Source organism: Saccharothrix sp. NBAS 001 (assembly GCF_056640475.1).
Window position 1 is genome coordinate 7,024,774 of the sequence record NZ_CM153251.1, and the last position, 12,126, is coordinate 7,036,899.

The following is a 12,126-nucleotide window of genomic DNA, read 5'->3' on the forward strand; positions in this document are numbered from 1 at the left end:
CCGCCGCGACCGCGCGACGAGAAAGCGACGAATACTCATCTCCCGGTGCTGTCGAGCACGGTGTGGAGGCGGCACGATCACGGAAACCCGCCGCCTCCACACCGGAGTGGAGATCGTCGATCTAACCCTGGAGCAGGGCGCGGGACATGACGACCCGCTGGATCTGGTTCGTGCCCTCGTAGATCTGGGTGATCTTGGCGTCGCGCATCATGCGCTCCACCGGGAAGTCGCGGGTGTAGCCGGCGCCGCCGAACAGCTGGACGGCGTCGGTCGTCACCTCCATCGCGACGTCGGACGCGTAGCACTTCGCCGCCGCGGTGATGAAGCCGATGTTCGGCTCGCCGCGCTCCGCCTTCGCCGCCGCGACGTAGACCATGTGCCGGGCCGCCTCGATCTTCATCGCCATGTCCGCGAGCATGAACTGCACGCCCTGGAACTCGGCGATCGCCTTGCCGAACTGCTTGCGGTCCTTGACGTAGGCGATCGCGGCTTCCAACGCGCCCTGGGCGATGCCCACGGCCTGGGCGCCGATGGTCGGCCGGGTGTGGTCCAGCGTGCGCAGGGCGGTCTTCAGGCCCGTCCCCGGCTCGCCGATGACGCGGTCCTCGGGGATGGTGCAGTTCTCGAAGTGGATCTCCCTGGTCGGGGAGCCCTTGATGCCGAGCTTGCGCTCCTTCGAGCCCACGACGAAGCCCGGGTCGTCCTTGTGCACCACGAACGCCGAGATGCCCTGCGACTTCTTCGGCGCGTCCGGGTCGGTCACCGCCATCACGGTGTACCAGGTCGACTCGCCCGCGTTGGTGATCCAGCACTTGGTGCCGTTGAGCACCCAGTGGTCGCCGTCGAGCCGGGCACGGGTGCGCATCGACGCCGTGTCCGAGCCCGCTTCGCGCTCGGACAGCGCGTAGGACGCCATCGCCTCGCCCGACGCGATGGACGGCAGCACCTGCCGCTTCAGGTCCTCCGACGCCGAGAGCAGGATCGGCATGGTGCCGAGCTTGTTCACGGCGGGGATCAGGGACGACGACGCGCAGGCGCGCGCGATCTCCTCGATCACGATGCAGGTGGCCACCGAGTCGGCACCCTGGCCGTCGTACTCCTCGGGCACGTGCACGGCCGCGAAACCGGACTTGACCAGGGCGTTGAGCGCTTCGACCGGGAAGCGCTCCTGCTCGTCGACGTCGGCCGCGTGCGGCGCGACCTCCTTGTCGGCGAGCGACCGGACGGCCTCGCGCAGCGCCTCGTGCTCCTCCGCGAGCTGGTAGGTACCGAAACTCGGGTCCACGTTAAGTTACCTCCCGGTAGGGCTTCTACCGAGATGTTAGCGCGCGTTCACCGGCTTGAACCCTGTGCTGTCGACAACAGGGCCCGAACCGGCTACGCGACCTCGCCGACCGCGCTCACAGCGACGCGCGCAGCGCCTCGTCCTTCTCCAGCACCAGCCGCTCCAGCGACACCTGGAACGCCGCCATCCGCTCCTGCAACGCCGGGTCGGACGCGGCCAGCACGCGCACCGCCAGCAGGCCCGCGTTGCGCGCGCCGCCGACCGACACGGTCGCCACCGGCACGCCCGCGGGCATCTGCACGATCGACAGCAGCGAGTCCATCCCGTCCAGGTACTTCAACGGCACCGGCACGCCGATCACCGGCAGCACCGTCGCCGAGGCGACCATGCCCGGCAGGTGCGCCGCGCCGCCCGCGCCGGCGATGATCACGCGCAGCCCGCGCCCGGCGGCCGACGCGGCGTAGTCGAGCATCCGCTGCGGCGTCCGGTGCGCGGACACCACGCTGACCTCGAACGGCACGTCGAACTCGGCCAGCGCCTCGGTGGCGGCCTTCATCACCGGCCAGTCCGAGTCGCTGCCCATGATCACGCCGACTGACGTCACTGCTGTCCTCCGTGGATGTCGTACCCGTCCAGCCACACGCCGTCGGACAGCCAGTGCGCCGCGAGCCGCGCCCGCTCGCGCACCTCGTCCAGCCGCTCGCCGAGCAACGTCACGTGGCCGATCTTGCGCCCCGGTCGCTCCGCCTTGCCGTACAGGTGCACGCGCGCGTCGGGGAACCGGGCGAACAGGTGGTGCAGCCGCTCGTCGGGGCCCATGTCGGGCGGCGTCGCCGCGCCCAGGACGTTCGCCATGACGACGGCGGGCGCGACCAGGTCGGTCGCGCCGAGCGGGTAGTCCAGCACGGCCCGCAGGTGCTGCTCGAACTGCGAGGTGCGGGCCCCTTCGATGGTCCAGTGGCCGGAGTTGTGCGGGCGCATCGCGAGTTCGTTGACCACCAGGCCGTCGGCGGTCTCGAACAGCTCCACGGCCAGCAGGCCGACGACGCCGAGTTCCGCCGCGATCCGCAGCGCCAGCTCCTGCGCCCGCTCGCCGGAGGTGTCGGGCGCGGGGGCGAGCACCTCGACGCAGATGCCGTCGCGCTGCACGGTCTGCACCACCGGCCACGCCGCACCCTGCCCGAACGGCGAGCGGGCGACCAGCGCGGCCAGCTCGCGCCGCATCGGCACGCACTGCTCGACCATCAGCGGCGTGCCGGCGGCGAGCAGTTCGGGCACCACGCGCTGGGCGCTCTGCGGGGTGTTCAGCATCCACACGCCGCGCCCGTCGTAGCCGCCGCGCACCGCCTTGAGCACGCACGGCCAGCCGTGCTCCGCGCCGAACCTGAGCACGTCCGCCGTCTCCCGCACCGCGCTGAACGGCGGCACCGGCAGCCCCAGTTCGGCGAGCTTGACCCGCATCACCAGCTTGTCCTGCGCGTGCTCCAGAGCCTCCGGGCCGGGGTGCACCTTCACGCCGTCCGCGACCAGCGCCTTGAGGTGCTCCTGCGGCACGTGCTCGTGGTCGAAGGTCAGCACGTCGCACGACTTCGCGAACGCCCGCAGCGCGTCCAGGTCGGTGTGCTTGCCGTACTCGACGTCCCGCGCGACCAGGGCGGCGGGATCGGAGTCCGATTCGGCCAGCACGCGCAGCGACTGGCCCAGCGGGATCGCGGCCTGGTGGGTCATGCGGGCGAGCTGCCCGCCGCCGATCATGCCGACGATCGGGAGACGAGTTCGGGAGTCCACGGGAAGCGAATTCTACCTGGGCAAACGACGGCCCCCGACCACACCGTCCGGCGGTGCCGGAAACAGGCAGGCCCCGCGCACCCCCGAAGTGCGCGGGACCTCCCTCGGCAGGGCCGGTCGCGGTGCGGCCGGCCCGGGTCGGTCACCCCCGGTGCGCGCGGCGCACCCGGGAGAAGGCCAGGGCCACCAGCCCGGCCGCGAGCAGCGTGAAGATCGCGAACTCGGCCAGCTGGAAGGGCACCAGCCGGTCGGCGGGGTGGTAGTCGGTGAAGTAGTTCACCACGTCGTGGCGGTGCAGGCAGTCGACGTAGTCGTTCTCCTGGCGCGCGCTCGTGGAGCACTCCATGGGGAAGGGCACCTCGTTGCCGGAGCTGTCGGCGAAGCCGCTGTCCACCCGCATGGTGTCGCGCAGCTGCTCCTCCCGCTGGGGTGTGCTGACGCCCCCGGGGTTGTACGGCTGGAGCAGCCGCTCGACGGACCAGTAGTGCGGCCGCCACAGGGCACCCACCAGGACGCGGACCACGACGAAGATCCCGAGCGTGCCGGCCATCGCGACGACCGTCCGCCGGGTGGTCGCGCTCAGCGCCAGGCCCAGCGCGAACCCGAAGGCCGCGTAGGACGCCTGCACCAGCGGCACGGCCTCGAACGGCTCGGTCGAGAACGGCTGGAACGGCACGTACCCGACCGCCTGCGGGTGTGCGCGCAGCGTCACGTCGTTGACCACCCGCAGCAGGGTCGTCACCGCCGCGCCGAAGCCCGCCGCCAAGCCGACCGCGGGCACGCCCAGCAGCACGACCTTGCCGAGCAGCCACCGGGTGGGCGACACGTCCTGCCCCCACGCCACGACGTGCGTCTTGTGCTCGTACTCGGTGGCCAGCAGGGGCGCGCCCCAGAACACGGCGATGACCCCGCCCGCCGCCATCGGGACGATCGCGAACAGCTGCGCCGCGCCGTGGAAGCCGAACCCGACGAGCGGGATCTCGTGCATGGTGCTGTCGGTGGCCTGGATGGTCCACGCCATCGACAGGACGAGCAGCGCGGCCAGCGCGGCGACGCCGCCGACGACGATCAGCTGCCAGCGGTGCTGCCGCCAGGCCAGCCAGGCCAGGTCGCCCCAGCCGACCCGCTCCTTGTTCCGCGCCGGGGTGGACGTGGTGACGGTCATCCGCCGAGCCCCTTCCGGGTTGCCGCGAGCTGCGCGAGCACGTAGTCCTCCAAGGTCACCGGCCGCTCGACCCACGGCCCGGCGACCACCGGCCGGGGCCGCCCCTCGGGCAGCTCGACCAGGAACGTCGACTGGTTGCCGCGGTGCCGGGCCTCCACGACGGTGCCGAGCACCGGCGGCGCCTCGGACGCGGGGCCGGCGTAGGTGACGTGCCGGGCGAGCAGTTCGTCCAGGTCGCCGCCGGCCAGCAGCCGGCCGTGCGCGAGCAGCAGCAGGTGGTCGGCGACGCCGGCCAGCTCGGCCACCACGTGCGTGGACAGCAGCACCGTCATGCCCGTCTCGGCGACCTCGGCCAGCAGCTCGGCGGTCACCTCGCGGCGGGCCAGCGGGTCGAGGTTGGCCAGCGGCTCGTCGAGCATCAGCACCGCCGGCCGCGCGCCGATCGCCAGCGCGAACGCCACCTGAGCCTGCTGGCCGCCGGAGAGCTTGCCGCACGCCCGGTCCAGCGGGATCTCGAACCGCTCCAGCCAGCGCTCCGCGCGCTCCTGGTCCCACACCAGGTTGAGCCGGTCGCCCAGCCGCAGCATCTCGGCTGCGGTGAAGTGCTTGTAGACCGGCTTCTCCTGGGACACGAACGCCACCCGGCCCGCCGTGCCCGCCGACCCCTCGTCGGCGGTGAGCAGGCCCGCGAGCACGCTCATCAGCGTCGTCTTGCCCGCGCCGTTCGCGCCGACCAGCGCCGCCACCCGCCCGGCGGGCAGCTCGAACGAGCACTCGCGCAGCGCCCACTTCGCGCGGTAGCGCTTGCCCAGCGCCTCCGCGCGGACCGCCGGCGCCGCCGTCTCGATCGTTTCCACCGCGGTAGTGGTCATCCGACCGCCACCCCTTCCCCCTCGCTCCGGCCCGCGGTCACCACGGACCGCACCAACGCTTCGACGTCCTCTTCGTCCAGGCCGGCCGCGCGCGCCTCGCGCACCCACTCGGCGAGCCGCACCCGCAGCGCGTCCATCACCTCGGGCGCGGTCGAGCCCAGACCGGCCTTCACGAACGTGCCCGAGCCCTGGCGTGCCTCGACCAGGCCGGACAGTTCGAGTTCGCGGTACGCCTTGAGCACGGTGTTGGCGTTGACACCGCTGCTCGCGACCACGTCGCGCACGGTCGGCAGCCGGTCCCCCGGCCCCAACCAGCCCAGCCGCAGCGCCTCCCGCACCTGCCGGACGAGTTGCAGGTACGCCGGGAGGCCGCCGGCCCGGTCGATGCGGAACTCCACCACCCGCCTCCAGATTGTTCTAGTCAACTAAGACAATAGAAGACCAGAACACCGAATGGCTGTCAATTCACCGGGTCGAGTGGCCGCAGTTGTGCATGTCCTCGACGTCCGCGATGCGCGAGGATTCGCCACGTCGACGCCGCCGGGCCGGTGGCGTCCCCTGTCCGACCGCGCCGCGGTCGCCGAGCAGTGAGCCGGGTTCCCGATGCGCAAGCTCCCCCTGGTCGCCCTGGCGCTGGTCACGGCCTGCGCCGGACCGCAGGCCGAGGCGGCCTACCCGGCGCCGGCCGGCACGCCCGCCGACGTCGTGCGGACCGAGGTCCGGCAGTACGACCCGTGGCGCGACGACCTGGTCAAGCTGGTCGTGCAGCGGCGCGCGGTGTGCGCGGAGCCGTCCCGGGTCGCGCTGCGCCCGGACGCCTGGGAGTGCCGGGTCTCCGGCGACGACCCGATGACCGACGGCGGCGTCCACGACCCGTGCCTGGCCCACCCGACCGAGCCGAAGGCCGCCTGCCCCGAAGGCGTCGAGGGGCAGGACGCCTACTACCTGATGCTCCTCGACGCCCCGCTGACCCCGCGCTCGCCGCCGATCGTGGAGGCCCCGCCGTGGATGGTCGTGCTGTGGAGCGGCGACCGGTGCATCCGCAGCCACCACCTGCCCGACGGGCTGCCCACCCGCGACGGGCTCGCCGTCACGGCCCGGTGCGCCCCGGCCGATTCGCGGCGGCGGTCGCGCACCGGCGCGCACGGCTGGGGCGAGATCGACACCGCGCGCCAACCGTGGACCCTGCTCGTCTCGGCGACGACCTCCGAGGCCCCCGTGCCGGCCGCGATCGCGGTGGCCTACCGATGAGGCGGCCCGGCGCGCACCCGGCCCTCGTGGCCGTCCTGCTGGTCGCGGCCTGCGCACCCGCCGAGCCGGTGGTCCGCCCGCCCAACGCCGCGCCGGGTGACGTGCGGCTGACCGAGGTCCGCGAGTACGACCCGTGGGGCGACGGGCTGGTGACCGACGTGATCGACCGGCGGGGCACCTGCGACAAGCCCTCGCGGGTCGTGCAGCGGCCCGACGCGTGGCAGTGCCGGATCCGCGACGACCACCCCTCGACCGACGGCGGCGTCCTGGAACCCTGCTTCGCCCACCCCACCGAAGCGCGGGCGGCCTGCCCGGCAGGCGTGGACGAGCACCTGTTCACGGTGGTGGCCCTCGCCGAACCGCTGCCCACCCGGACGCCGCCGGTGGCCGAGGTCGCGCCGTGGATGGTGGTGCTGTGGACCGGCGACCGGTGCGTGCGCGCGCCCGACGTGCCGGTGGACTTCCCGAGGCGGGACGGTCGCGGCGTCACGATGACGTGCTACCCGCTCGACCCCAGGGTGCCCTCGCCGGCCGGCGACCTGGCGTGGGGCGGCGTCGACACGACCGCCCAGCCGTGGACGTTGCGGGTCTCGGCCGGGCCCGGACCCGACGAACCGACGGTGATCATGGTGGCCTACCGGTGAAGAGACTCCTGGTGATCGTGGTGGCGCTGGTCGCGGCCTGCGCGCCCGCCGAGCAGGCGCGCGTGCCGTCGCCGGACGACGTGCGGCAGACCGAGGTCCGCGTGTTCGACGTCTGGCGGGACGGCGGCGTGGACGACTACTGGCAGCACGGCGGCGTCTGCGACCGGCGGTCGAAGGTGGTGCTGCGGGCGGACGCGTGGCGGTGCCGGCTGGGCGGCGACGGCGCGGTCGGGGACCACCTGGACGGCGCGGTCGCGGAACCGTGCTTCGCCCACCCCACCGAGCCCAGGGCCGCGTGCCCCGTCGGCTCGACCCTGCTGGAACTGCCCGCGCCGCTGCCGGCGCAGCCGCCGGTCGGCGAGACCCCGCCGTGGATGCTGGAGCTGTGGAGCGGCGACCGCTGCACCCCGGTCACGGGTCCCCCGTTCGACGGGTCGCAGGTCGGCAACGGCGTGCGGCCGCCGGACGACCTCGTCCCCATCACGATGACGTGCGCCGGGTCCCGGTTCGTCGGGCAACTGGTCCGGGGCGGGATCGACACGACCCGCCAACCGTGGACCGTCGAGGTGCTGGACGACAAGCACCCCGCGACGACCGCCCCGATCGCCGTCGCCTACCGCTGAAAGGGGAGGCCCGCGACGTGGGGGGTTCACGTCGCGGGCCTCGGGGGAGGGGAGATTCGAGCGGGCGCTGGACAGGGGGAAAGGTCAGCGCCCGAACCCGGCTAGCAGTTCGGCGGCCTGCTCATAAGTGGCCGGCAATTCCTCCAGCCAAACCTCGGCGGGCCCGGTTGGGGCCACATGGGGGTCCACGGCCAGCCGATCGGCCGTCAACAACCGGAGGTTCGCGACCGTCCGGTGCAGCCGTTCGTCCTTCTTCACCAGCACCGCGGCCAGCGACGGGCCGATGGACGCGATCGTCTGGCCCGAGTCGAACACCTCGTTCAGCGCGTCGGCCAGCAGCGTCATCGCCACCACCCGGGACCAGCCGGAGGTCCGGCTCAGGTCCAGCGCCACCAGCACCAGCAGGTAGTCCTGGCGGCCGGCGGTGCGCGCCTCGGCGTACACCTCGCGGAGCCTGGTGCGCAGGTACGCGCCGGTCGCCAAGCCGGTCAGCGGGTTGTCCGCCTCGCTGCTCGCCGCCTGTCTGCTCATCACGTCGCCCCAGCCCAGCGCCGTGGCGCGGAGCATCCGCGACGGGATGGCGTCGACGTTGGGCGAGATGATGCCGGTGGAGCCCGGCGGCTCCTCGATCACCGCGTGCAGCGCGGCGAGGTCCAGCAGGGTCTCCGCCAGGCCCGCGCCCGCCTCGGCCCGCGCGCCGCCCAACCGGTACAGCTCGGGGCCCGCGTCCCCGGTGCCCAGCACCGCCGCGCAGACCTCGTCGATCTCGGCCAGCGGCCAGTCCGCCGGGTAGGACCACCCGGCCGCCATCGTCGCCGTCCGCCACCTCGACCTGAGCGCCCGTGCCCTGTCCGCGCCGGACCGCCGGGTTATCGCCGGCTTGCCGGCCTCGCCGGCGGCTGCTTCCCGCACACCCACCCGGATGCCTCCTCGACCTGGGGATACGGATACGGGACGTCGTCGCGGCTGATCCATGACGGCACTCCGCGGCCCCAGTTGGGGGGTTCCGGGTGACGGTCCGCTACCCGGTAGGTCACACTGAGCGCGCGAGGGAGGGAAAACACGTGGCGACCGTTCCTGCTGATGTCCAGGGACCGAGCGACGCGGAGCTGATCGACTCCGTGCGCGGCGGGGCGATCGACGCCTACGGGCAGCTCTACGAGCGCCACGTGAGCGCGGCGTACAACCTGGCCCGCCAACTCGCCCGCTCCGCCGCCGAGGCCGACGACCTGGTCTCGGACGCGTTCGCGAAGGTGCTCGACACCCTGCGCGCCGGGCGCGGCCCGGACTCGGCGTTCCGCGCCTACCTGCTCACCGCGCTGCGGCACACCGCCTACGACAAGACCCGCAAGGACAAGAAGCTCGACCACGTCGAGGACGTGGCCGAAGCCGCCCCCGAGGCGACCTCCGTGCCCTTCCGGGACACCGCCGTGGCCGGCCTGGAGCGGTCGCTGGCCGCGAAGGCGTTCGCCCGGCTGCCCGAGCGCTGGCAGACCGTCCTGTGGCACACCGAGATCGAGGGCCAGTCCCCCGCCGAGGTCGCGCCGCTGCTCGGGCTGACCGCCAACGGCGTGTCCGCCCTGGCCTACCGCGCCCGGGAAGGGCTCAAGCAGGCCTACCTCCAGGTGCACCTGGCCGAGACCCAGGCCGAGCGCTGCCGCGCCACCGTGGACCGGCTGGGCGCGTGGACCCGGGGCGGCCTGTCCAAGCGGGAGACCACGCAGGTCGAGGCGCACCTGGACGAGTGCGCCGACTGCCGCGGCCTGGCCGCCGAACTCGCCGACGTCAACGGCGCGCTGCGCGCGTTCGTCGCACCCCTGGTGCTCGGGCTGGGCGCGGGCGGCTACCTGGCCGCGACCGCGACCACCGCCAAGGCCGCCGCGGTGGTCGCGGTGGGCGCCGGCGCGGGTGGCGCGGCCGGTGCGGCCGGTTCCGCGCCCCGGCAGCTGTTCGGCGTGGCGGCCTCGGCGGCGGCGCTGGCCATCGCCGTGGCGGTCGGGCTGGCCTCCGGCGGCGAGAACGAGGTGCCCGTCGCCCAGACCTCGCCGGTGCCCACGACCAGCCAGGCGCAACCGCCCCAGCCACCGCCGCCGGCGCAGACCCCGGCCCCGCCGCCACCGGCCCCCGAGGAACCGCCGCCACCCGCGCCCGAGACGCCCGCGCCGCCGGCGCAGACCCCGGCGCCCACCCCGGAACCCCAGCCGCAACCGCAACCGCAGCCGGAACCCCAGCCCCAGCCGGAGCCCGAACCGCAGCCCGCGCCGGCGGTCCTGGTGCCGACCGTGCCCAGCGGGTTCACGCTCACGCCCGGCTCGGCACCGGTCGACCTGCCGATCACCGTGCGCAACACCGGCGGCACGACGTCGCAGCCCGCGAGTGCGGCCCTGGTCCTGCCGCCCGGCGTGCGGTCGGTGGGCCCGGCCGACCGGCTGGCCGGCGGGCGGCTGGTCCGGCTCGACGGCGCGGCCGACCAGACCGTGTCGTGCCCGGCCGGCGAGGGCGAGATCACCTGCGCGACGACCCAGGGCATCGCGCCCGGCGGGTCCGCCACCTTTCTGTTCCGGTTGCGCGCCACCGACGACGCCGTGGGCGGCACGATCACCGGCACGGTCTCGGCCGGCACCACGATCTCCGTCGGCATCCGGGTGCAGGTCGCCATCCAGCCCGTCGACGACGGCCTGGACCTCCAGGCCCACAAGTGGCACCACGGGTTCTGGGAGCCCCGGATCGACATCAAGGCCACCAACACCGGTGGCCGCGCCGGGACGCTGCGGCTCGTGGTCGACACCGACCGCGACATCGCGCTGGTCGCCCTGCGGCCGGACTGCGAGCGCGACCGGCAGCGGATCGTGTGCGAGCGGCGGCTGGAGCGCGGCGAGTCGTTCCGGCTGTCCGTGTGGGCGTTCGGCCTGCCTTACCGGGGCGGGCACGTGAACGTCACGGCCACCCTCGGCTCGGCCTCGAAGTCGGTGAGCATCCCGGTGTGGCAGCACCCGGGCCACGACGACGACCCGACGCCCGAACCGCCCGTCGGGCAGCCCGGCGAGCCCACCACCGAGCCACCGGCCACCACGACGACGACCACGGCACCGCCCGTGACGACCTCGACCGCGCCCGGCACCGAGCCGCCCGCCGGGACCACCCCGCCGGAGCAGCCGACGACGCCCGCGCCCACCACTCCGCCCACCGAGACGCCGGTACCCCCGGTGACCACGACGCCACCGCCGGTCACCGAGCCGCCGACCACGACGCCACCGCCGCCGCGCACCGAACCCCCGTGCGTCCCGGTTCCGCCGTGGTGGCCGCCTGGCCTGGGAGACCTGCTGCCGCCGGGGTTCTGCCGGCCCCCTCGGTGATCGGTCCCGGCCGGCGTCGGTAGGCTGCCCCGGTGCTGCCACTCGTGCGCAGGATCTTCAGCCGCCTTCCCGAGCCCGTGCGATTCCTGGTCAACAAGCACCGGGAGCTGATCAGGTTCGCCGTCGTCGGCGGCACGACCTTCCTGATCGACAACGGCATCTGGTACGCCCTGAAGCTGACCGTGCTCCAGGACAAGGTGGTCACCGCGAAGGCGATCGCCGTGCTGGTGGCGGTGATCTCGTCCTACGTGCTCAGCCGCGAGTGGTCGTTCCACACCCGGGGCGGTCGTGAGCGGCACCACGAGGCCGCGCTGTTCTTCGTGGTCAGCGGGATCGGCATCGGCGTGAACCTGGCGCCGCTGACCGTGTCGCGGCACTTCCTCGACCTGCACAGCGAACTCGCCGACTTCATCAGCGGATCGGTCATCGGCATGCTGCTGGCGACCGCGTTCAAGTACTGGGCGATGCGCAAGTTCGTGTTCCCGGAGGCCGACGCGCGCCCGGACGTGCGCCCCCTGCGGGTCGTCTCGGACGACCAGCGCGACGTGGCCTGAGCAGCGCGTCCGCCCGTTCTCCGTACACTCGTCCGGGTGTCCGTAGTCGAGAACGTCGTCCGCCGCCTGCCCGAGCCGCTGCGATCGCTGGCGCTCAAGCACAGAGAACTGCTGAAGTTCGCGGTGGTCGGCGGCACGTGCTTCGTGATCGACACCGTCATCTTCCTGGTGCTCAAGACGACCGTGCTGGCCGAGAAGCCGGTGACGGCGAAGATCGTGGCGACCCTGGTGGCCACGATCGTGTCCTACGTGCTCAACCGCGAGTGGTCGTTCAAGACCCGCGGCGGGCGGGAGCGCCACCACGAAGCGGCGCTGTTCTTCCTGGTCAACGGCCTGGGCATCGCGCTCAACTCGCTGCCGCTGTGGGTGTCGCGCTACCTGCTGCACCTGCAGGAGCCGCACATCGGCCGGATCGGCGAGGAGATCGCCGACTTCGTGAGCGCGCAGATCATCGGCACCCTGATCGCGATGGCGTTCCGCTGGTACGGCTACAAGAAGTGGGTCTTCCCGGAGGCCGACGCCCGGCCCCGCACCAAGCGCGCCTACGACTCGGCCGAGGACGAGAGCCTCGGCCACTCCTGACCCGCG

13 protein-coding genes are annotated in these 12,126 nt (G+C 73.5%); 6 read left to right on the forward strand and 7 right to left on the reverse strand.

What is annotated here, in order from left to right; genetic code table 11:
- Positions 1–121: 121 nt before the first annotated feature.
- The 6 genes from AC0HI0_RS30260 to AC0HI0_RS30285 all read right to left on the reverse strand — a co-directional run bounded on the left by AC0HI0_RS30260 (position 122) and on the right by AC0HI0_RS30285 (position 5,511).
- Positions 122–1,285: an acyl-CoA dehydrogenase gene (locus AC0HI0_RS30260; protein WP_480926906.1), complete on the reverse strand. Its 1,164-nt coding sequence runs from the start codon at positions 1,283–1,285 to the stop codon at positions 122–124.
- Between the two features lie 115 nt (positions 1,286–1,400).
- Positions 1,401–1,868, reverse strand: a complete 468-nt coding sequence (purE, locus tag AC0HI0_RS30265) for a 5-(carboxyamino)imidazole ribonucleotide mutase (RefSeq protein ID WP_480934422.1) — start codon at positions 1,866–1,868, stop codon at positions 1,401–1,403.
- A 17-nt stretch (positions 1,869–1,885) separates the two neighbouring features.
- A complete protein-coding gene (locus tag AC0HI0_RS30270; RefSeq protein ID WP_480926907.1) occupies positions 1,886–3,073 on the reverse strand; it encodes a 5-(carboxyamino)imidazole ribonucleotide synthase in 1,188 nt (395 codons plus the stop codon).
- A gap of 142 nt (positions 3,074–3,215) precedes the next feature.
- On the reverse strand, positions 3,216–4,238 hold the full coding sequence (locus AC0HI0_RS30275; protein ID WP_480926908.1) for an ABC transporter permease: 1,023 nt from the start codon (positions 4,236–4,238) through the stop codon (positions 3,216–3,218).
- Positions 4,235–5,110 carry an ABC transporter ATP-binding protein gene (locus tag AC0HI0_RS30280; RefSeq protein ID WP_480926909.1) on the reverse strand — a complete coding sequence of 292 codons (876 nt, stop codon included), beginning with the start codon at positions 5,108–5,110 and terminating at the stop codon, positions 4,235–4,237. Before AC0HI0_RS30280 ends, AC0HI0_RS30275 begins: the two co-directional genes overlap by 4 nt.
- Positions 5,107–5,511 (reverse strand): GntR family transcriptional regulator, encoded by a 405-nt coding sequence (locus AC0HI0_RS30285; protein ID WP_480926910.1) that lies wholly within the window; start codon positions 5,509–5,511, stop codon positions 5,107–5,109. Before AC0HI0_RS30285 ends, AC0HI0_RS30280 begins: the two co-directional genes overlap by 4 nt.
- Positions 5,512–5,713: 202 nt before the next feature.
- Here AC0HI0_RS30285 and AC0HI0_RS30290 point away from each other — a divergent pair, with 202 nt between their 5' ends.
- From AC0HI0_RS30290 to AC0HI0_RS30300, 3 genes are read left to right on the forward strand one after another with little or no spacing between them, the layout of a single operon-like run.
- Positions 5,714–6,361 carry a hypothetical protein gene (locus tag AC0HI0_RS30290; RefSeq protein ID WP_480926911.1) on the forward strand — a complete coding sequence of 216 codons (648 nt, stop codon included), beginning with the start codon at positions 5,714–5,716 and terminating at the stop codon, positions 6,359–6,361.
- A complete protein-coding gene (locus AC0HI0_RS30295) occupies positions 6,358–7,005 on the forward strand; it encodes a hypothetical protein (protein ID WP_480926912.1) in 648 nt (215 codons plus the stop codon). The genes AC0HI0_RS30290 and AC0HI0_RS30295 overlap by 4 nt, the downstream gene beginning before the upstream one ends.
- Positions 7,002–7,628: a hypothetical protein gene (locus AC0HI0_RS30300; RefSeq protein WP_480926913.1), complete on the forward strand. Its 627-nt coding sequence runs from the start codon at positions 7,002–7,004 to the stop codon at positions 7,626–7,628. Before AC0HI0_RS30295 ends, AC0HI0_RS30300 begins: the two co-directional genes overlap by 4 nt.
- A gap of 84 nt (positions 7,629–7,712) precedes the next feature.
- On the opposite strand, the gene AC0HI0_RS30305 is transcribed toward AC0HI0_RS30300, so the two are convergent.
- On the reverse strand, positions 7,713–8,546 hold the full coding sequence (locus AC0HI0_RS30305; RefSeq protein WP_480926914.1) for a GGDEF domain-containing protein: 834 nt from the start codon (positions 8,544–8,546) through the stop codon (positions 7,713–7,715).
- 146 nt (positions 8,547–8,692) lie between these two features.
- Between AC0HI0_RS30305 and AC0HI0_RS30310 the strand changes: the two genes are divergently transcribed.
- The 3 genes from AC0HI0_RS30310 to AC0HI0_RS30320 are packed head-to-tail and all read left to right on the forward strand — an operon-like array spanning position 8,693 to position 12,120.
- Positions 8,693–10,984 carry a sigma-70 family RNA polymerase sigma factor gene (locus AC0HI0_RS30310; RefSeq protein ID WP_480926915.1) on the forward strand — a complete coding sequence of 764 codons (2,292 nt, stop codon included), beginning with the start codon at positions 8,693–8,695 and terminating at the stop codon, positions 10,982–10,984.
- 35 nt (positions 10,985–11,019) lie between these two features.
- Positions 11,020–11,538, forward strand: coding sequence for a GtrA family protein (locus AC0HI0_RS30315; protein ID WP_480934423.1), 519 nt, complete (start codon positions 11,020–11,022; stop codon positions 11,536–11,538).
- Between the two features lie 36 nt (positions 11,539–11,574).
- The gene (locus AC0HI0_RS30320; protein ID WP_480926916.1) at positions 11,575–12,120 is read left to right on the forward strand and encodes a GtrA family protein; all 546 of its coding nucleotides are present in this window, start codon (positions 11,575–11,577) and stop codon (positions 12,118–12,120) included.
- Positions 12,121–12,126: the final 6 nt, after the last annotated feature.

Excerpts from the sequence above, each read along its gene's own strand:
- purE (WP_480934422.1), bottom strand. The coding sequence starts at position 1,868 with ATGGGCAGCGACTCGGACTGGCCGGTGATGAAGGCCGCCACCGAGGCG.
- AC0HI0_RS30275 (WP_480926908.1), bottom strand. The coding sequence starts at position 4,238 with ATGACCGTCACCACGTCCACCCCGGCGCGGAACAAGGAGCGGGTCGGC.
- AC0HI0_RS30280 (WP_480926909.1), bottom strand. The coding sequence starts at position 5,110 with ATGACCACTACCGCGGTGGAAACGATCGAGACGGCGGCGCCGGCGGTC.
- AC0HI0_RS30290 (WP_480926911.1), top strand. The coding sequence starts at position 5,714 with ATGCGCAAGCTCCCCCTGGTCGCCCTGGCGCTGGTCACGGCCTGCGCC.
- AC0HI0_RS30295 (WP_480926912.1), top strand. The coding sequence starts at position 6,358 with ATGAGGCGGCCCGGCGCGCACCCGGCCCTCGTGGCCGTCCTGCTGGTC.